Origin of the sequence: Streptomyces sp. NPDC002935, assembly GCF_040611295.1 — a bacterium.
In the GTDB taxonomy this organism is placed as follows: domain Bacteria; phylum Actinomycetota; class Actinomycetes; order Streptomycetales; family Streptomycetaceae; genus Streptomyces.
Genome location: NZ_JBEXNW010000035.1, coordinates 46,130 through 69,457, shown reverse-complemented (window position 1 = coordinate 69,457; position 23,328 = coordinate 46,130). Strand labels below are relative to the sequence as shown.

At 73.2% G+C, this 23,328-nt stretch carries 19 protein-coding genes; 12 read left to right on the top strand and 7 right to left on the bottom strand.

Annotated elements, in window-relative coordinates:
* Positions 1-3 precede the first annotated feature (3 nt).
* Together ABZX90_RS34760 and ABZX90_RS34755 are read left to right on the top strand one after the other, a co-directional pair.
* On the top strand, positions 4-1,215 hold the full coding sequence (locus ABZX90_RS34760; RefSeq protein ID WP_355211665.1) for a GntG family PLP-dependent aldolase: 1,212 nt from the start codon (positions 4-6) through the stop codon (positions 1,213-1,215).
* The gene (locus ABZX90_RS34755; RefSeq protein ID WP_351125763.1) at positions 1,212-1,670 is read left to right on the top strand and encodes a pyridoxamine 5'-phosphate oxidase family protein; all 459 of its coding nucleotides are present in this window, start codon (positions 1,212-1,214) and stop codon (positions 1,668-1,670) included. The genes ABZX90_RS34760 and ABZX90_RS34755 overlap by 4 nt, the downstream gene beginning before the upstream one ends.
* A 316-nt stretch (positions 1,671-1,986) precedes the next feature.
* On the opposite strand, the gene ABZX90_RS34750 is transcribed toward ABZX90_RS34755, so the two are convergent.
* The 3 genes from ABZX90_RS34750 to ABZX90_RS34740 form a co-directional block, all read right to left on the bottom strand.
* Entirely contained in the window at positions 1,987-2,688 is a 702-nt protein-coding gene (locus ABZX90_RS34750) for a response regulator transcription factor (protein ID WP_355211661.1), read from the bottom strand.
* Positions 2,685-3,002: an ATP-binding protein gene (locus ABZX90_RS34745; RefSeq protein WP_355211659.1), complete on the bottom strand. Its 318-nt coding sequence runs from the start codon at positions 3,000-3,002 to the stop codon at positions 2,685-2,687. Before ABZX90_RS34745 ends, ABZX90_RS34750 begins: the two co-directional genes overlap by 4 nt.
* Positions 3,003-3,071: 69 nt before the next feature.
* Positions 3,072-4,061 carry a histidine kinase dimerization/phosphoacceptor domain-containing protein gene (locus tag ABZX90_RS34740; protein ID WP_355211656.1) on the bottom strand — a complete coding sequence of 330 codons (990 nt, stop codon included), beginning with the start codon at positions 4,059-4,061 and terminating at the stop codon, positions 3,072-3,074.
* A gap of 221 nt (positions 4,062-4,282) precedes the next feature.
* Between ABZX90_RS34740 and ABZX90_RS34735 the strand changes: the two genes are divergently transcribed.
* The 3 genes from ABZX90_RS34735 (at position 4,283) to ABZX90_RS34725 (ending at position 9,295) form a co-directional block, all read left to right on the top strand.
* Positions 4,283-4,975 (top strand): ABC transporter ATP-binding protein, encoded by a 693-nt coding sequence (locus ABZX90_RS34735; protein WP_351125757.1) that lies wholly within the window; start codon positions 4,283-4,285, stop codon positions 4,973-4,975.
* On the top strand, positions 4,972-7,389 hold the full coding sequence (locus tag ABZX90_RS34730) for an FtsX-like permease family protein (protein ID WP_355211653.1): 2,418 nt from the start codon (positions 4,972-4,974) through the stop codon (positions 7,387-7,389). Before ABZX90_RS34735 ends, ABZX90_RS34730 begins: the two co-directional genes overlap by 4 nt.
* Before the next feature lie 154 nt (positions 7,390-7,543).
* Complete coding sequence (locus ABZX90_RS34725) at positions 7,544-9,295, top strand: FAD-dependent monooxygenase (RefSeq protein ID WP_355211650.1); 1,752 nt, start codon at positions 7,544-7,546, stop codon at positions 9,293-9,295.
* 163 nt (positions 9,296-9,458) lie between these two features.
* On the opposite strand, the gene hemG is transcribed toward ABZX90_RS34725, so the two are convergent.
* From hemG to ABZX90_RS34710, 3 genes are all read right to left on the bottom strand, one after another.
* A complete protein-coding gene (gene hemG / locus ABZX90_RS34720) occupies positions 9,459-10,940 on the bottom strand; it encodes a protoporphyrinogen oxidase (protein ID WP_351125751.1) in 1,482 nt (493 codons plus the stop codon).
* A 110-nt stretch (positions 10,941-11,050) separates the two neighbouring features.
* Positions 11,051-12,520, bottom strand: a complete 1,470-nt coding sequence (locus ABZX90_RS34715) for an FAD-dependent monooxygenase (protein ID WP_355211646.1) — start codon at positions 12,518-12,520, stop codon at positions 11,051-11,053.
* A gap of 9 nt (positions 12,521-12,529) precedes the next feature.
* Positions 12,530-14,047, bottom strand: coding sequence for an FAD-dependent monooxygenase (locus ABZX90_RS34710; RefSeq protein ID WP_355211643.1), 1,518 nt, complete (start codon positions 14,045-14,047; stop codon positions 12,530-12,532).
* A gap of 254 nt (positions 14,048-14,301) precedes the next feature.
* Here ABZX90_RS34710 and ABZX90_RS34705 point away from each other — a divergent pair, with 254 nt between their 5' ends.
* Positions 14,302-15,030, top strand: coding sequence for an SDR family oxidoreductase (locus ABZX90_RS34705; RefSeq protein WP_355211640.1), 729 nt, complete (start codon positions 14,302-14,304; stop codon positions 15,028-15,030).
* 270 nt (positions 15,031-15,300) lie between these two features.
* Positions 15,301-16,179, top strand: coding sequence for an NmrA/HSCARG family protein (locus ABZX90_RS34700; protein ID WP_355211637.1), 879 nt, complete (start codon positions 15,301-15,303; stop codon positions 16,177-16,179).
* Positions 16,180-16,235: 56 nt separating this feature from the next.
* Here ABZX90_RS34700 and ABZX90_RS34695 read toward each other — a convergent pair whose 3' ends face one another.
* A complete protein-coding gene (locus ABZX90_RS34695; protein WP_351125742.1) occupies positions 16,236-16,853 on the bottom strand; it encodes a DsbA family protein in 618 nt (205 codons plus the stop codon).
* 249 nt (positions 16,854-17,102) lie between these two features.
* Here ABZX90_RS34695 and ABZX90_RS34690 point away from each other — a divergent pair, with 249 nt between their 5' ends.
* From ABZX90_RS34690 to ABZX90_RS34670, 5 genes are read left to right on the top strand one after another with little or no spacing between them, the layout of a single operon-like run.
* Positions 17,103-18,131: a methyltransferase gene (locus ABZX90_RS34690; protein ID WP_351125740.1), complete on the top strand. Its 1,029-nt coding sequence runs from the start codon at positions 17,103-17,105 to the stop codon at positions 18,129-18,131.
* Positions 18,132-18,187: 56 nt separating this feature from the next.
* Positions 18,188-19,681: an FAD-dependent monooxygenase gene (locus ABZX90_RS34685; protein WP_355211633.1), complete on the top strand. Its 1,494-nt coding sequence runs from the start codon at positions 18,188-18,190 to the stop codon at positions 19,679-19,681.
* A gap of 28 nt (positions 19,682-19,709) precedes the next feature.
* Positions 19,710-20,669, top strand: a complete 960-nt coding sequence (locus tag ABZX90_RS34680) for an aromatase/cyclase (protein ID WP_351125736.1) — start codon at positions 19,710-19,712, stop codon at positions 20,667-20,669.
* Positions 20,666-21,850 (top strand): FAD-dependent monooxygenase, encoded by a 1,185-nt coding sequence (locus tag ABZX90_RS34675; RefSeq protein ID WP_351125734.1) that lies wholly within the window; start codon positions 20,666-20,668, stop codon positions 21,848-21,850. Before ABZX90_RS34680 ends, ABZX90_RS34675 begins: the two co-directional genes overlap by 4 nt.
* The gene (locus ABZX90_RS34670; protein WP_355211629.1) at positions 21,837-23,324 is read left to right on the top strand and encodes an FAD-dependent monooxygenase; all 1,488 of its coding nucleotides are present in this window, start codon (positions 21,837-21,839) and stop codon (positions 23,322-23,324) included. Before ABZX90_RS34675 ends, ABZX90_RS34670 begins: the two co-directional genes overlap by 14 nt.
* Positions 23,325-23,328: the final 4 nt, after the last annotated feature.

Below are 23,328 nucleotides of genomic sequence, written 5' to 3'. Positions count from 1 at the left end.
ACGATGCCCCGGCCCGCCGCCCCGAAGTCCGCTTCTCCCCGGCCCGCCGCCGCCCCGAAGTCCGCCTCTGCGCGGTCCGCCGCCGCCCCGAAGTCCGCTTCTTCGCAAGCCGCCTGCCCGCGGCTCGACTTCCGCAGCGACACCCGCACCGTGCCGGACGCGCGGATGCGCGCGGCGATGGCCCGGGCCGAGGTCGGCGACGACGTGTACGGCGACGACCCCACCGTCGCCCTCCTCGAACAGAACGCCGCCCGACTGCTGGGCACCGAGGCCGCCCTGCTCACCCCCACCGGCACGATGGCGAACCTGCTCGCCCCGCTCGCCGCGTTCGGCCCCGCGTCCCCGCCGCCACGCCTGATCGTCGGCGCCGGCACCCACATGGCGTTCCTCGAATCGGCCGGACTGCGCCGCTTCGGCCGCATCGAACTGGCCCCGGTGGCCCAGCACTCCGACGGCCTGCCCGACCTCGACGCCCTGGCCGCGCTGCTGTCCGCCCCGGCCGGCCGGCCGACCGTGGTCTGCCTGGAGAACACGAGCATGATGCACGCCGGCAACGCCCTGGACGCCGCGGCGACGCGCTCGGTGGCCGCGCTGGCCCACCGCCACGGCGCGCACTTCCACCTCGACGGCGCCCGCCTCGCGAACGCGGCCGTGGCCCTCGACGTCCCACCCGCCCAGCTCGCCGGACCCGCGGACAGCATCACCTTCTCGCTCTCCAAAGGGCTCGGCGCACCGGCCGGCGCCCTGCTGTGCGGAACGTCCGCGTACACCGCGTACGCCCGCGAGCTGAGGGGATGGCTGGGCGGCTCCCTGCACCAGGCGGGAGTCCTCGCCGCGCCCGCGCTGACCGCGCTTCGCCGCCTGCCCGACCTGGCCGCCGACCACGACAAGGCCGCCGCGCTCGCCGCCGGCCTGGCCGCGCTGCCCGGCGTCACGGTCATGCGCCCGCCCCGGCCGACCAACATGGTCATGGCACGCCTCGCCGGGCTGAGCGCGCAGGAGTGCGCCGCGCGCCTGGCCGGCCACAACGTGCGCGTCCTGCCGCTGCCCAACCATCATGTGCGCTTCGTGACGCACCGCGCACACGACATGATCGGTGTGCGCGACGCCGTCGGCGCCGTGGCGGCCGTGGCAGCGACGGCCGCCCGCGGCCGGCCGACAACCGACGGAGAACTCCCGCACGGGGAGCTCTCCTTGACGATGGAGGAATCATGACGGACGTGTCACCGCGTGGACTGCAGGAGCGGCTGCGCGACACCCGCGCGCGGCTGGAGAGCGACGTCGACCTGTGGGTCGCGACAGCGGGCGCCTCGGGCGGCGTCCACCTCGTGCCGCTCTCCTACCTGTGGGACGGGACCGCGTTCCTCGTCTCCACGCCGCGGACCTCGGTCACCGGCCGCAACCTGCTGGCCGACGCCCAGGTGCGCCTGGGCGTCGGCCCGACACGCGACGTCGTGATCGTCGACGGTGTCGCGGAGCCGGTGGACGTCGCCGGCCTCGGCGACAAGGCGGCCGACGCGTTCGCGGCCAAGACCGGCTTCGACCCGCGCCAGGAGACCGACGCGCCCTACCAGTACTTCCGGATCCGGCCGCGCCGCATCCAGGCCTGGCGGGAGGCGAACGAACTGGCGGGCCGCACCCTCATGCGCGACGGCGCCTGGCTCGGCTGACCTCGCTCGCCGCGTACCGCCCGCCGCGAGCGTGCGCACGCGCCGGGCCGGCCGATCGCGCCGAGTCCGGTGAGGCGTCCGTGACGCCGGCCATGTCCGGGAGGGCGCCCGCGCCGCGGCCGCGTTCGGCGACCGGCGGACCTCCCAGGCCGGCACGGACCGTGTGCTCGCCGCGGTGCGGCGGACGGGCCGGCGCGGTCGCGTCTCGGGCCCGAACGCACCTTCCCCCTCATGCCCTCCTGTGCTTGTCTGGGGGCCGTTTTCCGTGCGGGGGACGGGAGTTGCCGTATGCGCAGCCCGTCAGCCCGTCAGCCCGTCAGCCGGTGCCGGTGTCGGGCGGGCCCTGCGGGGAGATCAGGCCGCTCTCGTAGGCGAGGACGACGGCCTGGACGCGGTCCCTCAGGTCGAGCTTCGACAGGATGCGGCCGACATGCGTCTTGACCGTGGTCGGGCTGAGGAAGAGGCGGTCCGCGAGTTCGGCGTTGCTCAGGCCGGTCGCCAGCAGGCGCAGCACCTCCAGTTCGCGCGGGGTCAGCCCGGACAGGTCACGGCGGAGGCCGGTCTGCGGGGACTCCTGGCGGTGCGCGAACCGCTCGATGAGCCTGCGGGTGATCGTGGGCGCGAGCAGCGCGTCGCCGCAGCGCACCAGGCGCACGGCCGCCACGAGGTGCTCGGGGGTGACGTCCTTGAGCAGGAAGCCGCTGGCTCCGGCGGTGAGCGCCGCGTACACGTAGTGGTCGAGGTCGTACGTGGTGAGGATGATGACCCGGGCGCCGCCGGAGCCGTCGGGTCCGCTGCCCAGAATGCGCCGGGTGGCCTCGATGCCGTCCATCCGCGGCATCCGGATGTCCATGAGGACGACGTCGGGCCGGGTGCGCCTGACGGCGTCGACCGCCTCGGCCCCGTCCGCCGCCTCGGCCGTCACCTCGATGCCGTCGGCGGCGAGGATCATCCCGAAACCCGTACGCACCAGGGCCTGGTCGTCCGCGATGACCGCGCGCAGGGCGGGCCCGTTCACACCGCCTCCCACGGGATTCGGGCCGTGACCCGGTATCCGCCGGTGAGCGTGGGCCCGGCGGTGAGCTCGCCGCCGTAGAGCGCGAGCCGCTCGCGCAGTCCGATCAGTCCGCGGCCGTTGCCGTCCACCGCGGGCGAGTCCCGGACGGCTCCCGTGTCGGTCACCTCGATCTCCAGCCAGGAGCCGGCGAAGCCGATCGCCACCGTCGCACCGGCGCCCGCCGCGTGCTTGATCGTGTTGGTGAGCGCCTCCTGGACGACGCGGTACGCCGTCAGTTCCACCCCGGGCGGCAGCGGCCCGGCAGGCTTTGACACCGTCAGGCCCACCGGTGTCCCGGCGGCCCGGACCCTTTCGGCGAGGGCGTCGAGCTGTCCGAGGCCGGGCTACGGTTCCAGGCCGTCGGCGGGGCTGTCGGCGCCCGCGTCCGGGCCGGCGAGCAGGCCCATCACATGGCGGAGTTCGGCCATGGCGGCGCGGCCGCCGGCCTCCACCGCCAGCAGGGCCTGCTTGGACCGCTCGGGGGCCGCGTCCATCACCTTGCGCGCCGCGCCCGCCTGAATGACCATCACGCTCACATTGTGGGTGACGACGTCGTGCAGTTCGGCGGCTATCCGGGCGCGCTCCTCCTCGACGGCCCGGCGCATGGCCTTCTCCTGGGCCTGCTGGAGGTCCGTGAAGCGTTTGCGGCTGGCCTCCAGCCGCAGGCGCCCGAAACGGACGAGGCTGGCCAGCACCCCGACGACCAGGAGCACGACGGCGGGGCTCGACCAGCCCGGGAGCACGGGGTCCGAATCCCGGAACGCGACACCCGCCAGCACCGCGGCGACGACCAGCGCGGCCATCGCCCGCGTCCGGTAGCGGCTGAGCGCGACGGCTCCGTACGCGCCGATACTGCAGGTCAGCACGTTGATCCAGGAGACGCTGTCACCTATCGCCAGCACCGCGGCGAGGACCACCCCGAACGTGAGCAGCGGATACCTGCGCCGGGCCACGAGCGGCAGCGCCGACAGCACGACCAGGACCCAGGGCGGCACGGAGGGCTCCGGTTCGTACCCGGGCCCAGGGCGGGGAACGGCCGGGGGGTAGGGGAGCGCGCCCCGGCTCTCGGACACGGCCCTGGAGCTGATCCGTACCGGCCCGTCGCCGGGGTAGCGCGCCGCCACGACCAGCGCGACGACGGTCAGCACGAGGGCCAGCGCCACGTCCACGCGCACCGCCCGCCGGGACAGCGGGGCGGGCTCACCCTGCGACCGCAGCGCGTCGCGGACGTGCGCCCACCACGTTCCCGGCCGCAGCACGTCGCCGGCCCGCTCCCGCCATGGGCCCGCCCACGGCGCGTCGCGCGGCCGCCCGTACGCCTCCTCCGTCTCCATCCGCACATTGTGTGGCCCCGCGGCACGGGCCCGCGTCCGCCTGCGCGGCCGGGGCCCCTGTCCCCCGGGAGTACTCCTCGGGAATGACCCCGCGGCCGTCTCCTTCGCGGGGAGGGCCCGATGTCGGTGCCGCGGCCGACGCGCCCCGCCGGCGTCCGCCCGTACGTTCACCGGGCCTGCACAGGGCATCGGCTCCTCGACCACGAAGGACGGACCCACCCATGACTCAGGTGATCGAACTGGAGGGCGTGGCCAAGCGGTACGGCGGCGCCGACGCCGCGGCGCTGGGACCGGTGGACCTCCGCGTGGCCCAGGGCGAGGCCCTTGCCGTGACCGGTCCGTCCGGCAGCGGCAAGTCCACGCTCCTCAACCTCGTCGCCGGTCTGGACCGGCCGAGCGAGGGCACCGTGACCGTGGCCGGGCAGCGCATCGACCGGCTGAGCGAGCACGCGCTGGCCCGGTTCCGCCGCGAACACATCGGCATGGTCTTCCAGTTCTTCAACCTGCTCGACGACCTCACCGTCGCCGACAACATCCAGCTTCCCGCCCAGCTGACCGGGACCGCCCGGCGAGCGGCGGCATCGCGTGCCGGGGAGCTGATGGAGGTGCTGGGAATCCAGAAGCACGCCCGCGCCTACCCGGGGCGGCTGTCCGGCGGCGAACGCCAACGGGTCGCGGTGGCACGGGCCTTGGTGAACAGGCCCGCCCTGCTGCTCGCCGACGAGCCGACCGGCGCGCTGGACACCGCGTCGGGGCAGGAGGTACGGGAACTGCTCGTGGACCTGCACCGCGGCGGCCAGAGCGTCGTCCTGGTCACGCACGACCTGGAGCTGGCCCGGGCGTGCGCGCACCGCACGATCCATCTGGTGGACGGCCGCGTCGCCGCCGACACGCACGCGGAGGCCGTCCGATGAGCCGGATCGGCGGCGGCGCGCTGGGGCGGGTCGTGCGCTCCGGGGTCGGCAGACGACGCGTGCAGACGCTGGTGATCGCCGTGGCCACGATGATGGCGGTGGCCTCGGCCGTGGTCGCCGGGTCCCTGATGGTCGCCACGAACGCCCCGTTCGACCGTGCCTTCGCGCAGCAGCACGGCGCGCACCTCACCGCGCAGTTCGACCCGGACCGGGTGAGCGCGGCCCGGCTGGCGGGCACCCGCCGCCTGGACGAGGTCACGGCGAGCGCGGGACCCTTCCCGTCCACGACGATCAGCCCGGTGGGCCGGGACGGCGGACACCTGCCCGCGCTGACGCTGGTCGGCCGGCCCGGTCCGCGGAGCGACGTGGACGAACTGGAGCTGAAGTCGGGCCGGTGGGCCCGCACGTCCGGCGAGATCGTGCTGTCCGCCTCGTTCTCGGGCCCGTTCCTCAAGCTCGGTTCGACCCTGATGAGTTCCGACGCCGCGAACGCGCGGACACTGACCGTCGTCGGCTTCGCGCTGTCCGCCGGCGGGAGCGCCGACGTCTGGGCGACCCCCGCCCAGGTCAGGTCGCTCGCGACCGGGGACAGCGCCCTCACGAGCCAGATGCTCTACCGCTTCGACTCCGCCGGCACGAAGTCCCAGATCGCGGACGACCGCAAGAAACTCACCGCCGCCCTGCCCTCCGGGGCACTGGTCGGCACCCAGTCGTGGCTGGACACCAAGCGGGCCGCCGATCAGGGCGCGGCGGCGACGATCCCGTTCCTGTTCGCCTTCGGCGTGCTCGGCATCGTGATGTCGGTGATCATCGTCGGCAGCGTGATCAGCGGCTCCGTCGGCACAAGCCTGCGCCGCATCGGCATCCTCAAGGCCATCGGATTCACCCCGCGCGAGGTCGTACGGGCCTATGTGGCCCAGGCGTTGATCCCGGCCGCGGCGGGTATCGCGCTGGGTGTCGTGCTGGGCAACCTGCTGGCCGTGCCGCTGCTCGATGACACCGAGTCCGTGTACGGCACGGTGTCGCTGTCGGTGGCCTGGTGGGTGGATGTCGTGGTGCCGGCCTGCGCGCTGCTCGTGGTCGGGATCGCGGCGCTGGTGCCCGCGCTGCGCGCCGGGAGGCTGCGCACGGTCGAGGCGATCGCCGTCGGCCGGGCGCCGCGCTCCACGCGCGGCCAGTGGGCGCACCGGGCGGCCGGCCGGCTTCCGCTGCCCAGGCCGGTGACGTACGGCCTCGCGAGTCCCTTCGCGCACCCCGTGCGGGCCGCCGCGATGGTGCTCGCGGTGACCTTCGGGACGGTGGCCGCGACGTTCGCGGTGGGCCTGACACAGTCCCTCGACGCGGTGGCCGGCGCGCAGGATCCCGAGAGCCGCGCCGATGTCACCGCCCTCAGCGGCGGCCCGAACCCGGGCTCCGGACAGCGGGTGGAGAAGAGGCAGAAGCCCTCGGCCGGCCCCGGGCGCACGACCGCCGGCCCGGGCCCGGACCAGGAGCGGCCGTCGGCCGATCCGGAGGCGGTGCGTGCAGCGGTCGCGGCGCAGCCCGGCACCGCCTCGTACTACGGCATGGCGCGGGGGGACGCCACGGTGTCCGGGATCTCCGGCACCATCCGGGCCAGCCTGTACCAGGGCGATTCGAGCCCCGGCAGCTACGAGATGATCGCCGGTCACTGGATCGACGGGCGGGGCCAGGTCGTGGTGCCCACCCACTTCCTGGAGCGGACGGGCACCAGGATCGGCGACACCGTGCGGGTGACCTTCGAGAAGGAGACGGTGCGCCTGCGGATCGTCGGCGAGGCCTTCGACACGTCGGACGACGGCATGCAGATCCACGCGGATCTCGACAGCTTCCCCTCGGCGGAGCCCGGGGCCTTCCAGATCGAGGTCAAGCCGGGAGTCTCCCCGGCCGACTACGCCCGCGACCTCGGCGAGGTGGTCGAACCGCTGGGCGGCGACGCCATCGCCAACTTCGCCCCGGAGGGGGAGAACATGATCCTCGTGCTGGAGGCGATGGCCGCGCTCCTCACCCTGATGCTGGTCTGCGTGGCGGGCCTCGGCGTGCTCAACTCCGTGGTCCTGGACACCCGCGAGCGCGTCCACGACCTGGGAGTGTGCAAGGCGCTGGGCATGTCCCCGCGGCAGACGGTGGGGCTCGTGCTCGCGTCGGTGGCCGGGATCGGCGTGGTCGGCGCTCTGATCGGCGTCCCGGCCGGGTTCGCCCTGCACGGCTACGTGCTGCCGGTCATGGGAGAGGCCGCGGGCACCGGCCTGCCGCCGTCGGTCCTCGACGTGTACGACACCTCGCAGCTGGTGCTGCTGGGCCTGGCCGGAGTGCTCGTCGCCCTGCTGGGCGCGACGGCCCCGGCGGGCTGGGCGGCCAAGGTCCGTACGGCCACGGCGTTGCGCACGGAGTGACCGACGGCGGCCGGCGCCGTGCGGTGCCCGCCGGGACGCGGCGGGCTCGGGCGCACGGCGCCGGCGGCGAGGTCCAGTCGTTCTTGACCGGCGCTGAAGAGCGCTTTGACAGGCTGCGACAGGCAACGCGTCTGTCAATTCTGGAGGGGCGAATATGGGAACCATCGAGGTTCCGGTCCTGATCGTCGGCGGCGGCGGATGCGGCCTGTCCGCCTCCGTCTTCCTGTCCGACCAGGGCGTCGATCATCTGCTGGTGGAACGGCACCCGGACACATCGAGGATTCCGAAGGCGCACTATCTCAACCAGCGCACGATGGAGATCTTCCGCCGGCACGGCATCGCCGACGACGTGTTCGCCGAGGCGGCGCCGCTGGAACTGTTCGGCAAGGTGCGCTGGCAGACCACGCTCGCCGGCGACGGGCCGATGGACCGGCGCCTGATCCATGAGATGGACGCCTTCGGCGGCGGCGAACTGCGCGAGAGCTACGCGGCGGTCGGGCCCGTCCTGCCCGCCAAGCTGCCGCAGATGTGGCTGGAGCCGATCCTGCGCCGCCACGCCGAACAGCGCGGCCCCGGCCGCGTCCTGTTCCACCACGAGGTGACCGGGTTCTCCGACGAGGGCGACCACGTCCTGGCCGAGGTCCGCAACACCGAGACCGGCGAGATCACCACGGTCAGGGCGCAGTACCTCATCGGCGCCGACGGCGGCCGCATGGTCGGCCCCGCGGTCGGCATCCAGATGCAGGGACCGCCCTCACTGGTCAACACCACCACCGCGTACTTCTCCGCCGATCTGTCCCAGTGGTGGGAGGAAGGCACCCTCATCACGCACTTCCTCAGCCCCGAGGACCCCGACCTGTCCAGCAACCTCATCGAGATGGGACCGAGCTGGGGCAAGGCCTGCGAGCAGTGGGGTCTGCACTTCGCCCCCGGCCCGCCCGGCCGCTGGGACACCGAGACGGTCGTCCCCCGCATCCGTGAACTGCTGGGCCTGCCGGACCTGGACGTGACCGTGCACAAGGTGACGGACTGGATCGTGCACGCGCACCTCGCCGACCGCTACCGGGTGGGCCGGGTACTGATCGCCGGTGACGCCGCGCACCGCCAGCCCCCCGCCGTCGGACTCGGCCTCAACACCGGCATCCAGGACGTCCACAACCTCGCCTGGAAGCTGGCCGCGGTGCTCAGCGGCCGCGCCCCCGACAGCCTGATCGACACCTACGAGGCCGAACGCCGGCCCGTGGGCCGGGAGAACGTCGACTGGGCGACGTCCGCCGCCGTCCACCACCAGGCGGTCATGGACGCCATCGGGGTCGGCCACAACATCCCCGCCGGGCGCCGCGGACAGCGGCTGGAGTCCTACTTCGACCCGTCCCCGCTCGGAGACACCGTACGGACCCGCGCCCTGGAGATCTTCCACACCCACCGCGGCGGATGCCAGGCCCTGGACATGGAGGTCGGCTTCGCCTACGAGGACGGCGCGATCGTCCCCGACAACAGCGAACCGCCGGTCCGTGTCCCCATGCGCAACGTGCACCGGCCCACCTCCCGTCCCGGACACCGGCTGCCGCACGCGTGGATCACCCGGGACGGCGAACGCCTGTCCACCCTCGACCTCATCGCCGCGACCGGCTTCACCCTGATCACCGGACCGCAGGGCACTTTGTGGTCCGAGGCCGCCGCGAAGGCGGCCCAGAAGTTCTCGGTCCCGGTCGCCGTGGCCCGCATCGGCGCCCGCGCCGAGTTCGCCGACCCGGACGGCGGATGGGAGAGCGTCCGCCAGATCACCGACGCCGGAGCGCTCCTGATACGCCCCGACCAGCACGTCGCCTGGCGCGCCACGGACGCCGGCGAGGACCCGGAGCAGATCCTGACGCAGGTGTTCGCCACCCTCCTGGACCGCTGAGCGCGAGGGGAGAACACAGAAGCGGCCGTGCCCGACGACCGGGCACGGCCACTTCTGTGTCCGCAAACGCAAGCCGCGACACGAGCCGCGACACGAGCCGCGACACGAGCCGCGACACGATCCTCAACGCAAGCCGCGGTGCGCGCCGTTGTGCGGTGCTTGTTCAGACTCCGGCCGTGACGGACCGGGTGGCGGCATCCGTCTTCAGCCAGGCCAGGACCTGGTCGGCGGCCTTGCGCGCGGTGGCCATGCAGACCCCGGCGCCCACCCCGTCGTACAGGGCCCCGCACACCGCGAGTCCGGGCTGGGCCGCCACCGTTTCACGGATCCGCCGGACCCGGTCCAGGTGGCCGACGGTGTACTGCGGCAGGGCGTCGGGCCAGCGGCTGACCCGGGTCGCGACCGGGACGCCCCGCACCCCGGTGGCCTCGGCGAGTTCGGCGCTCGCCAGCGCGACGAGATCGGCGTCGTCGCGCAGCAGCAGCTCTTCCTCGCCGAAGCGTCCGAGCGAGCAGCGCACGATCTCCACCTCGCCGGCCAGGTGCGGCCACTTCACGGTGGTGAACGTGACCTCCTTGACGGCCTTCTTCTCCACCGCCGGTACCCGGTAGGCGGCGTATCCGCGGCCGGAGAGCCCGCCGGGGAACGCCGCGCGGGGGTAGGCGAGCGTGACCATCGCCACGCTCGCGTAGGGGACTTCGGCCAGGGCCGAGACGGCCGGGGCGGTTCCGGAGATCCCGGCGAGCAGGGTGCTCGCGGGGCCGGCCGGGACGGCGACGACGACGGCGTCCGCGTCGATGTGCTCCAAGTCGGTGACCGGGCCCACGGCCAGCCGCCAGCCGCCGCCCGCGTTCCGGGTGAGTGCGCGCACGCTCGCCCCGGTGCGCACGGACGCGTCCGGCGCGGCGGCCAGTACCTCCCGCACGAGTGCGGGGGGCAGCGAACCGAACCCGCCGTCCAGGGTCGCCACGCTCACCGGCGGCGGCTTCTCGCCCGGCGCGAGCTGAGGCGTCAGCGAGCTTGCCGCGTCGGCGAGCGAGACGTGCGCGCGGGACGCCTTGGCCAGCGGGGTCAGCGTGGCCTCGAAGGAGAGGTCCTCGGCACGGCCGGAGAACACTCCGGCGAGGAACGGGTCGACGAGGCGGTCCACGACCTCCTGGCCGAACCGTCCCGCGACATGGGCCGCGACCGTGACGTCGCCGTCCCGCTCGGACGACGGGAGCACCAGGTCCTGCCGTGCCCGGTCGAGTCCCGCCGCGGACAGCACGCCGGAGCGGCCGAGGTCCTCCATGTCGCAGGGCACGCCCATGAACTGACGGTCGGGCTGCCGGCGGATCCCGCCCCGGGTCCAGATCGCCGACGCGGTGACGCCCGCGGACATGATCCGCTCGCCGAGCCCGGCCTCTTTGACCAGCCCGGTGGTCTTGCGGCGGTTGGCGTACAGCGATTCGGCGCCCTCGTCGACCGCGACTCCGGCCACCTCGGAGACCGACAGCTTCCCGCCGATCCGTGACGATCCCTCCAGGACCGTCACCCGGACCGGCTCGTTGCGCAGATAGAACGCCGCCGCCAGTCCCGCGATACCACCCCCGATGATGACCACATGGGGCTTTCCACTCGCCTGATCCCGTTCGGTGCCAGCCATTCCACCAGATCCTTCATGGTTGGGGTCGTCGTCGAGGCAAGTCCCGGCGCCCGGCGCGGGACAGGTTTTGGCAGTCTGGCCGGGGGCCTTGGACCCCCGGTCGAGAGCGCCTAGGGCCGGTTTTCGGTGGTGAACCAGCGTTCCAGGGCCTGGGTGAGGTCGTCGGTGGTGCCGGGGGAGGTCCAGGCGATGTAGCCGTCGGGGCGGATGAGGACCGCGTCCAGGGCGGGTTCGGGTGTGGTGGTCCAGGTGCCGGTGACGGTGTCGACCCGGTTGGGGAGGCGGCCGGGCAGATGCGGTGCCGCCGCATTGTTGTTGTCGGTGGTGATGAGCAGGGCGTGTGCGGTGTGCAGGAGGTCGGCGACGCGGGTGCGGGTGCCGTCGGGCAGGGTGAGTTCACGCTCGGGCGGCATGCGCCGGCCGAGCAGCGGGTGCTCGCCCTTGCCCAGGTCGTAGCGGATCCCGAGGTTGCTCAGCATCCCGGCCAGGTGTCCGGCGGCGTCCCGGTGGGCGACCAGTTCGCCCATGACCTCACGGACCGGGTCCATGTCCTCGCCGGTGAGCCGCAGTTCGATCGCCGCCCGGGCGTTGCGGATCAACTCCCGCCCCACGGGGTGGCGTTCGCCGTGGTAGGTGTCGAGCAGCCCCTCGGGCGCCCGGTTCTGGAGTGCCGCGGCCAGCTTCCAGCCGAGGTTCACCGCGTCCTGCACGCCCACGCTCAGGCCCTGCGCCATGGCCGGGGGCTGCACATGCGCGGCGTCGCCCGCCAGGAACACCCGGCCGCGCCGGTAGTGGGCCGCGGCCCGTGAGGCGTCGGTGAAGCAGCTGATCCAGCGGCACTGCCCGTGGTGGATGTCCTCGCCGGTGAGCCGCTGCCAGGCGTCGGCGAGGTCGTCGTAGGTCAGCCGGTCGCGGTCGCGCGGCGGTGTGCCGGCCTCGTGGACGACGACCCGGGTCACCCCGTTCTCCAGATCCATCGCCATGACCATGCTGCCGCCCGGCAGGTTCTCGCCGATGCGCCGCTTGCGGGTGTCGATCCCGGTGACGTCGGCGGTCAGGAAGCCGCGCCGGCCCTCGGAGCCGGGGAAGCCGATCCCGGCCAGCTTGCGGACGAAACTGCGCCCGCCGTCGCAGCCGACCAGATAGGCGGCGCTCTCCTCGCCGGGTCCGCCGGGGCCGTCGAAGCAGACCACGACGCCCTCGGAGTTCTCGCGGAAGCCGGTCACCTCAACTCCGCGCAGCACGGGCACGCCGAGTTCGCCGACCCAGTCCTCCAGCATCCGTTCGGTGCGGAACTGGGAGATCCCCCGGTGCCCGTAGTGGTCCTCCGCCAGCAGGCCGAGATCGATCGGCACCCCGCCGAAGTGGCTGTCGGCGGGCTCGGTGGCGCCGAGCCGGCCGAGCAGGCCGCGCTGGTCGAAGCACTCGGCGGTGCGCTTGGTGAAGCTCGCGCCGCGCGACTCCCGCGTCGGGGCCGCGAGCCGCTCGTGGACGACGACGTCCACGCCGCCGAGCTTGAGTTCGCCCGCCAGCATCAGCCCGACCGGGCCCGCGCCGACGACGATCACATCCCTGGTCATGTGCGCTCCTCAGCGGTCGATGCCGCAGGCGGTGACCCGCCCGCGGGCCGGGGGCCGGTTCTCGGTGGTGAACCAGCGTTCCAGGGCCTGGGTGAGGTCGTCGATGGTGCCGGGGGAGGTCCAGGCGATGTAGCCGTCGGGGCGGATGAGGACCGCGTCCAGGGCGGGTTCGGGTGTGGTGGTCCAGGTGCCGGTGACGGTGTCGACCCGGTCGGGGAGGCGGCCGGGCAGATGCGGTGCCGCCGCATTGTTGTTGTCGGTGGTGATGAGCAGGGCGTGTGCGGTGTGCAGGAGGTCGGCGACGCGGGTGCGGGTGCCGTCGGGCAGGGTGAGTTCGCGCTCGGGCGGCATGCGCCGGCCGAGCAGCGGGTGCTCGCCCTTGCCGAGGTCGTAGCGGATCCCGAGACCGCTGACGATCCCGGCGGCCTGCTCGGCGGCTCCCTTGTGCGCCAGCAGCTCGCCCATGACCTCGCGGACCGGGTCCAGGGCGTCCTCACCGAGGTAGATCTTCGACGCCGCCCGGGCGTTGCGGATCAACTCCCGCCCCACGGGGTGGCGTTCGCCGTGGTAGGTGTCGAGCAGCCCCTCGGGCGCCCGGTTCTGGAGTGTCGCGGCCAGCTTCCAGCCGAGGTTCACCGCGTCCTGCAGTCCGGCGCTGAGCCCCCACGCGGCCAGCGGCGGGATCTCGTGCGCGGCGTCGCCCGCCAGCAGCACCCGGCCGCGCCGGTAGCGCGTCGCCAGCGCGGCGGAGTTGCCGCACGCCCACAGCCACCGCGGCTCGGCGTCCTCGATCGACTCACCGGTCAGCCGCCGCCACGCGTCGGCGACCTCGGCGAACGTCAGCGCGCCCGGGTCCGGACGGGCGGGCAGCGCCGGGTCGTGGATGACGATGCGGCAGCGGCCCTCGCCCAGCGGGGTGCACACCACCATGCTGCCGCCCGCCAGACGCTCACCGATGGGCCGCGGGCGCGGGGTGACACCGGTGATCTCCGCGGTGTACATGCCCCGGGTGGCCTCCCAGCCGGTGACCGGGATCCCGGCCAGCGCACGGACGGTGCTGCCCGCGCCGTCGCAGCCGACCACGTACGCGGCGCTCTCCCGGCCCGGCCCGCCGGGGCCGTCGAAGGAGACCGTCACACCCTCGGCGCTCTCGCGCAGCCCGGTCACCGTACGGCCGCGGCGCACCGGGACGCCGAGCTCCTCCAGCCGGCCGCTCAGCGCCTCCTCGGTCCTGGCCTGGGACAGGCCCAGCACGCCGCTGTGGTCCTCGTCGAGCATGCCGAGGTCGAAGCGGACCCCGCCGAAGTGACCCATCGGGCCCCACCGGAACGCGCCGAGGCGGGGGAGCAGCCCGCGCTGTCCCAGCGACTCGGCGGCCCGCCGGTTGAAGCCGAGGGCGCGGGACTCCCCGCTGGGGGCGGGCAGCTTGTCGTAGACGCTCACGTCCGCTCCGCCCAGGCGGAGTTCCTGGGCCAGCATCAGGCCGACAGGACCCGCACCGACCACTATCACGTCAGTCGTTTTCATTTTTTTAGGCCTCTGCACCGTGGCAATAGATGGCCATGGCGAAGCTACCCAGCACCCTGCCCGACCGCAATGAGCCGGAATTCGCGGGCACCGGTTCAGTGTTCGACTGCGGAATCAGCGTGCTTGAACGCGGCGGTGAACGCTTTGGACACGGAGTCCTTACGGCAGCAACATCGAAGATGCCTTCACGTTCCGTTTCTCACTACGGTGCATGCCGCGCTTAATTCGTATTCTCGAAAACAGGGGAGCAAGACGTGACGGTCGAGAAGATCGCGCTCATCACGGGTGCCAACAAGGGCATCGGACACGCCACCGCGCGACAGCTCGGTGAGCGGGGGATCGTCGTCATCGTCGGGGCGAGGGACGAGGTGCTGGGCAAGCAGGCCGCCGACGCGCTGGCCGCCGACGGCATCACCGCGACACCGCTGCGCATCGACGTGCGCGACCCGGCCTGCGTGGCCGAGGTCGCCCGCGAGATCGAACGCCGGTACGGGCGCCTGGACATCCTGGTCAACAACGCCGGCACCGCGGGCGCCTTCACCGGAACGCCCGGCGAGGCGACCGCCGCCGACCTGCGGGAGGTCTACGAGACCAACGTCTTCGGCGTGGTCACCGTGACCCACGCGATGCTGCCGCTGCTGCGCCGCTCCCCGGCCGGCCGCGTCGTCAACCTGTCCAGCCATGTGGGGTCGCTGACCCTGAACGCGGATCCGGCCTCCCCGCTGGCGGGCGTCAACATGATCGCCTACCAGTCCTCGAAGACCGCGCTGAACGCACTCACCGTCGCCTACGCCAAAGAGCTGCGGGACACCCCCATCAAGGTCAACGCGGCCCTGCCCGGAGTGGTGGCGACCGACATCAACCACCACCGCGGCCGGCGGACACCCGCCGAGGGGGCCGCGATCGTGGTCCGGCTCGCCCTGCTGGACGAGACCGGCCCCTCGGGCGCCTGCCTGGCCGACGACGGGCCCCTGCCGTGGTAGCGCGCGACGCGCCGGCGGCGAAGACCTGCGCGGCCCCGCGGGCGGCGGGCACGCGAGCGCACCGGAGCACCGGATGACGGCCGGCGGCCCCCGGGACATCCCGTGCGCGGGCCGGCCCGGACACACACAGCCGCGGGCGAGGACACGGGCGCGGGCGAGGGCGGTCCGGGCGGCCTGAATCCCCCGAGGGACCACGGCCGTTCGCGGCCATCACCACTGATCGCCGAAGCCGGGCCCGGCCCGGCGGGGCACAAGACACGGAGGCAGGCAGTGACGGTTGACGGAACGATCCTGGTGCTGGGCGGTACCGGCCGGCAGGGCGGGGCGGTGGCCCGCGAACTGCTGCGGCGCGGGCACACCGTGCACGCCCTGGTCCGCGACCCGGGCACGGAACAAGCACGGGCGATCGAGGAGGCGGGCGCGGTCCTGGTCCGCGGCGACCTGGACGACGAGGCGTCACTGGCGGCGGCGATGCACGGCGTCCACGGGGTGTTCAGCGTCCAGACCTTCCGCGGCCCCGGCGGCGTCGAGGCCGAGGAACGCCAGGGCAGGGCGGTGGCCGACACCGCGGTCCGGGCCGGGGTGAAGCACTTCGTCTACAGCTCGGTCGGCGGCGCGGACCGCGACACCCGCGTCCCGCACTTCGAGAGCAAACTGAGGATCGAACAGCACCTGCACACGCTCGATCTGCCCACGACCGTGCTGCGCCCGGTCATGTTCCACGACATTCTCCTCGACATCGCCCCGCGCCCGGTGGAGGGCGAACTCGTCCTGGGCCTGTGGCTGGACCCCAGGACGCCGGTGCAGCTCATCGCGACCAGCGACATCGGCGTGTTCGCAGCGGACGCCTTCGACAACCCCGGCGCCTGGCTCGGCCGGACCGTCGAGATCGCCGGCGACGTCCTGACCGGACCGCAGATGGCCGCGGCGTTCGAGGCCGCGTCCGGCGTCCCGGTCCGCTTCCGGCAGCTGCCCATCGAGCCGCTGCGCGCGGCCCGCCCCGACCTCGCCAACATGTTCGACTGGTTCGAGCGCGACGGCTACCACGCCGACCTGCCCGAACTGCGCCGGGGACGGCCCGACCTGGTCTCCCTGGAGACCTGGCTGCGCGACAACTGGACCGCCCCGCTGACCGCGTCACCGCGCTGACCGCGTCACCGCGCTGACCGCGTCACCGCGCCGACCGGGGCCGGCGGCCGCGGAGCTCAGTTGAAGATCGGATCCCGGGTGCGGGTGCGCTTGAGCTCGAAGAACCCCTCGGTCCCGGCCACGGCGAGGACCCCGTCCCAGAGTCTGACGGCGGCCTCGCCGCGCGGGGCCGGTGTCACCACCGGGCCGAAGAACGCCACGTCCCCCACCGCGACCACGGGGGTGCCCACATCGGTGCCGACGCGGCCGATGCCGTCGTGGTGCGAGGCGCGCACCGCGCCGTCGAACTCCTCGGACCCGGCCGCGTCGGCCAGGCCCGGATCGAGGCCCGCGGCGGCCAGCGCCGCCGCGTAGGTGGCCCGCTCCTTGGGCGCCTTCTCGAGGTGGAAGCGGGTGCCGAGTTCGGTGTACAGCCGGCCCAGCACCCCGTGCCCGTACGCCTGCCCGGCGGCGGCGCACACCCGCACCGGCTCCATCCGCAGGGCCAGGTCCCGGTGCCAGCGCTCGGGCAGGTCGGCGCGCCCCTCGTTGAGCACGGTCAGGCTCATCAGGTGCCAGCGCAGTTCCAGGGGGCGGCGCGCCGCGACCTCGAGAATCCAGCGGGAGGTCAGCCACGCCCAGGGGCAGGTCGGGTCGAACCAGAAGTCCACGGGGGTCGGAATGTCGTGCCGCAACTGGGCCTCCTTGATGTGCCTGTGGGATCGCGGCCAGGCGGTCCTCGCGGCCGTCCATGGGAGGCCGGAACAACCTGACAAGGACGGGCCGGAATACCGGTGGAGCGGCGGTGGAAGAGGGCTGTTCAACCGCTCAAATTCTCCGGTTGAACGTTCGAAGAGAATGCCGGTAATTCCGTAGTTGCGGGTCGCGGAAGCGCCGACCTATCGTCTGGAATCCGCGAAAAGGGCGCTCTGAAAGGGAAAGTCATGTCCGCATTGCCCGAGGTCCGTGACCAGTCCGATTCGTACGAGCTGCTGAATCTCATTCAGGGTGCTGTGATCACCCAGGCGATTTCCGTCGCGGCCAGGCTCGGCATTGCGGATGTCCTGGCCGGCGGACCGCTGTCCGCCCAGGAGATCGCCCAGCGGGTCGGAGCCGACCCCCGGGCGACCCACCGGATCCTGCGGGCGCTGTCCGGCCACGGGGTGTTCGCGGTGCGCGGCGACGGCCGGTTCGAGCACACCCCGCTGTCCGACAAGCTCCGCGAGGACGTGCCGGACTCGATGCGCGGCTTCGCCCTGCTGATGAGCCACCCGCTGCTGCACGAGGAGTGGGGCCACCTGCTCGCCACCGTGGAGAGCGGCGAGCCCAACCTGCCCAAGCTGCGCGGCATGGGCGCGCTGGACTTCTTCCACGCCACCCCCGAATACGCGGCCGTGTTCTTCAAGGCGTTCGGCGAGCTCTCGGAGTCGGAGACCGACCCGATCCTGGCCGCCTACGACTTCTCCCGCTTCACCACGGTCGTCGACGTCATCGCCGGCCGCGGCAACCTCCTGGCGGGCATCCTCGAGCAGGCCCCGGACGTCAAGGGCGTGCTGTACGACTCCGAGGTCGCCACCGTCGACTCACCCGCGCTCTTCGAGGCCGCCGGCGTCGCGGACCGGCTGACCATCGAGCACGGCGGCTACCTCGGCAAGCTGCCCGCCGGCGCCGACGCCTACCTGTTCAAGCACATCATCCACGACTTCTCCGAGGCCGACGCCGTCACCGCGCTGCGCAACGCGCGCGAGGCGATCGCCCCCGACGGCAAGCTCCTGGTCATCGAGTACGTGCTCCCGGAGAACAACGAGAAGCACCTCGGCCACACCATCGACCTCTGGCTGATGCTGATGCTCGGCGCCCAGGACCGCACGCTCGCCCAGTACACCGAGCTGTTCGCCAAGGCCGGCTTCAAGGTCACCCGGGCCGTCCCCACCAGCGCCCCGATCTCGATCATCGAGGCGATCCCGGTCTGATCCCGGCGGGTGCAGCCGGTCCCCATCGCAGCAGCCGAGGCTCAAGGACAGGAACCATGGATACCGAGGTCATAGTCATCGGGGCGGGTCCTGCGGGACTGACGCTCGCGGCCGAACTCCGCCTCGGCGGCGCCGACGTCACCGTCTTCGAGCAGCGCACCGAGCGGAACTGGGAATCGCGCGGCATCGGCTTCACGGCGCGCGCCACCGAGGCGTTCCACCAGCGCGGCATTCTTGAGCGCCTGGAGAACATCGAGATCACCCGGCAGGGGCACTTCGGCGGCATCCCCATCGACTACGGGGTGCTGGAAGGCTCGCACTTCGGCGTGCGCGGCGCCCCCCAGTACAAGATCGAGGACATGCTCGAGGCCTGGGCGCTGGAACTGGGCGTGACCCTGCGCCGCGGCCACGAACTCACCGCTGTGGCCGACACCGGCGAGAGCGTCACCGCGACCGTGCGGGGCCCGCACGGACTCGAGGAGTGCACCGCCCGCTACCTGGTGGGCTGCGACGGCGGCCGCAGCACCGTCCGGCGCCTGGCGGGCTTCGAGTTCGCCGGCAGCGACGCCACCCGCGAGATGTACCTCGCGGACGTCAAGGGCTGCGACATCAAACCGCGGATGATCGGCGAACTGCTGCCCAACGGCATGGTCATGGCGGCGCCGCTGGAACAGGGCTACACCCGCATCATCGTCTGCGAGAACGGCACACCGCCCGACCGCGGCCGCGAGGTGACCTTCCCCCAGGTCGCGGACGCCTGGCAGCGGCTGACCGGCGACTCCATCCACCACGGCGAGGCCCGCTGGGTCAGCGCCTTCACCGACGCCACCCGCCAGGCCACCGAATACCGGCGCGGCCGGGTGCTGCTGGCCGGCGACGCCGCCCACATCCACCTCCCCGCCGGCGGCCAGGGACTGAGCATCGGCGTCCAGGACGCCTTCAACCTCGGCTGGAAACTCGCCGCCACGGTCCGGGGCCACGCCCCCGAGGGCCTGCTCGACACCTACCACGCCGAACGCCACCCGGTGGCGGCACGCGTCCTGCGCACCACCCTCGCCCAGGGAACGCTCAACCTCACCGGCAGGGCGGTCGCACCGCTGCGCACCGTGATGGCGGAGATCATCGCGATCCCCGCGGCGGCCCGGCACCTGTCCGGCCTGGTCAGCGGACTCGACATCCGCTACGACGTCGACGGCACCGGCACAGACACCGGTACGGGCGGGCCCGCGCACCCGCTGCTCGGCGCCCGGATCGCCGACCGCGAACTGGAACTCGCCGACGGCGGCCGCGACCAGGTCGCCCGCCTGCTGCACCCGGCCCGCGGCGTCCTGATCACCGCCGACACCTCCGGCGACACCGCCCGCAGGGCCGCCGGCTGGCTCGACCGCGTCGACCTGGTCCAGGTCGAGCACCTGCCCGCCGGACCGGAGGAGGACGGCGCCGCGACCGAGTCGGTACTCGTCCGCCCCGACGGCTACATCGCCTGGACCGCCCCCGACGCAGACGGCCTCGAGACCGCGCTGCGCCGCTGGTTCGGCGAAGCCGCCTGAGACCGCGCCCCCCGAGAGGAGAACGAACGTGACCGAGAACGCGGTACGTGAAACGGAACACGAGATCGAAGTCCATGCCCCCGCCGCGTCGGTGTACGCGCTGATCACGGACGTCGGCCGGTGGCCCGAGACCTTCCCCCCGACCGTGCACGCCGAGGTCCTCGAACGGGACGGCGACACGGAACTGATCCGGCTCTGGGCGACCGCGAACAGCACCGCCAAGACCTGGACCTCCCGGCGCGTGCACGACCCCGCCCGCCTGAGCGTGACGTTCCGTCAGGAAAAATCGCAGCACCCGGTCGGCGCCATGGGCGGCGCCTGGGTGGTCGAGCCGCTGTCCGCCACCTCCTGCCGGGTGCGCCTGCTGCACGACTTCCACGCGGCGACCGACGAGGTGGCCGACCTCGACTGGATCAGCGCGGCGGTGGACCGCAACAGCGCCTCCGAACTGCGGGCACTGAAAGCAGGCGCCGAGGCGGCCGGACCCGACGACGTGTTCACCTTCGAGGACACCGTGACCGTCGAAGGCAGCGGCAAGGACGTCTACGCCTTCCTCAACGAGGCACAGCGGTGGCAGGAACGGCTGCCGCACGTCGCCCGGGTCTCGCTCCAGGAGGACGAGCCCGGACTGCAGATCCTGGAGATGGACACCCGCACCAAGGACGGCAGCACCCACACCACCCGCTCCGTGCGCGTGTGCACGGCCGCGACCACCATCGTCTACAAGCAGATCGTGCTGCCCGCCCTGATGACCCTGCACACCGGGCGCTGGCTCATCGAGGACCACGACGGCGGCCCGGTGTCGGTGACCTCACGGCACACCGTGCGGATCAACACCGAGAACATCACCCGGGTGCTCGGCGCGGACGCCACCCACCACGACGCGCGGGAGTTCGTCCGCACCGCCCTGAGCGGCAACAGCCTGGCCACCCTTCACCTGGCGAAGGCCTACGCCGAGGGCGTCGCCGGCGGGCCCGCCCGGCCGTGACCTCCTCCCGGGCCGCCGCGCCGGTCGTCATCGTCGGCGCGGGCCCCGTCGGGCTCCTGCTCGCCTGCGAACTGCGCCGCGCCCGGGTCCCGGTGCTCCTCGTGGAACGCCTGGCCCGCCCGATGACCGAGTCCCGGGCCAGCCAGCTCACCACCCTGAGCGCCGAACTGCTGCACGAGCGCGGCTTCTCGGCGCTGCTCGCCGAGGCCGCGCACGAACCGCGCACCCACTTCGGCGGCCTCGGCTTCGCACTGTCCCCGGTGGACAGCCCGTACGCGGGCAACTGGAAACTGCCCCAGTACCGCACCGAGGCCGCCCTGGGCCGGCAAGCGGCCCGCCTGGGCGCCCGCGTGCTGCGCTCCCACGAACTGACCGGCCTCACCGACCGGCCCGGCCACGTCCTGTGCACGGTCCGCGGCCCGGGCGTGCGCCGGCTGATCCGGGCCGCCTACGTGGTGGGCTGCGACGGCGCCCACAGCACGGTGCGCCGGCTGGCCGGCTTCACCGTGACGGCCACCCCGGCGACAAGAGAGCTGCTGCGCGCAGACGTGCGCGGACTGCGGATCCGCGACCGCCGCTTCGAACGGCTCACGGGCGGCTTCGCGGTCGCCGCGACCCGCGACAACGTCACCCGGGTCATGGTCCACGCCTTCGGCGACGCACCGGCAAAACGCCGGCGACCCCCCACGTTCGAAGAGGTCGCCACAACCTGGCAACGGGTGACCGGAGAGGACATCCGCGACGGCACCCCGCTGTGGCTGGACGCCTTCGACGACGCCAAGGGACAGGCCGACTCCTACCGGCGCGGCCGGATCCTGCTGGCCGGCGACGCCGCCCACTGGCATCCGCCCGTCGGCGGCCAGGCGCTCAACACCGGGCTGCAGGACGCGGTCGACCTGGGCGACAAGCTCGCCCGGACCGTGCACGGCCGGGCCGCCCCCGGCCTCCTGGACACCTACCACGACCAGCGGCATCCCGTGGCGGCCCGGGTGCTCGACCACGTCGCGGCCCAGGAACAGCTGATGTTCACCGGCCCCGAGGCCGAGCCGCTGCGCACGCTCTTCGCCCAGCTGATCACCCTCGAGGCGGTCCGCACCCATCTCACGGCGGTGGCGAGCAACCTCGACCACCCGTTCATGCAGGTACGCAGGGGAGGCAGGAAAGGCAATGCAGGACTTTGACACGGACGTGATCATCGTGGGGGCGGGGCCCACCGGGCTCATGCTCGCGGGCGAACTGCGCCTGGCGGGCGTCGAGGCCGTCGTACTGGAGAAGCTGGCCGAGCCGATGCGCCAGTCACGCGCACTGGGCTTCTCCGCCAGGACCATGGAGGAGTTCGGCCAGCGCGGGCTGCTGGAACACTTCGGCGACCTGGGCGTCATCCCGGTCGGTCACTTCGGCGGCATGCCGCTGGACTACACCATCGTGCCGGGCGGCAACTTCGGCGTGCGGGGCGTGCCGCAGGCACGCACCGAGGCGATCCTGCACACCTGGGCGGCCGGCCTGGGCGCGCAGGTCCGCCGCGGCTGGGACCTGACCGCACTGACCGCCAGCGATGACGGCGTCGAGGTCCGCGCGAACACACCGGAGGGCGAACGCACCCTGCGCGCCGCCTACGTGGTGGGCTGCGACGGCGCCCGCAGCGCGGTGCGCACCCTGTCGGGCATCGACTTCCCCGGCTACGAGGCCACCATCGAGATGCTGATGGCCGACGTCACCGACGTGCAGGTGCGGCTGCGCCCCACCGGCGAACTCGGCGACGCGGGCATGGTCGTCGTACTGCCCGTCGGCCCGAACACCACCCGCGTGGTCGTCTTCGAACGGGGCGCGGGCGTACGGCCCACCACGCAGCCCCCCACCTTCCAGGAGGTGGCCGACGCCTTCAAACGCGTCACCGGCGAGGACATCCACAGCGGCACCCCGCAGTGGCTGAGCTACTTCACCGACTCCAGCCGCCAGGCCGCCCAGTACCGCAAGGGCCGCGTCTTCCTGGCCGGGGACGCCGCACACATCCACATGCCGATCGGCGCGCAGGGCATCAGCGCGGGCGTCGGCGACGCCGTCAACCTCGGCTGGAAACTCGCCGCCGAGATCCACGGCACCGCCCCCGACGGCCTGCTCGACACCTACCACACCGAACGCCACCCCGTCGCGGCCCGCATCCTGGCCAACACCCTCTCCCAGCGCAGCCTCTACCTCGGCGGCCCCGAGATGGACCCGATGCGCTCGGTCTTCGCCGAACTGCTCGCCTACGAAGACGTACAGAAGCTCCTGGTCGGCATGGTCACCGGCCTCGACATCACCTACGACGCCGCAGGCGGCGGCCACCCGATGCTCGGCCGGCGCCTGCCCGACCTCCAGCTCACCGGCGGCCCCTCCGACGGGGTCAGCGCCTACGGGCTCCTGCACGGCGGGCGCGGCTTCCTCCTCGACCTGCGCGGCGACGACCGGCTGAACGCCGCCGCCGCGCCGTGGACCGACCGCATCGACGTCGTCCTCGCCCCGGCCCGGCCGGAAGGCGAACTCGCCGACGCCGAGGCGCTGCTGGTCCGCCCGGACGGCTACATCGCCTGGATCGGCTCCGGCGGATCCGGGACGGCCGGCCTCACCGGCGCCCTGAGCCGCTTCTTCGGCGCGCCCCGCGACACCCACTAGGACA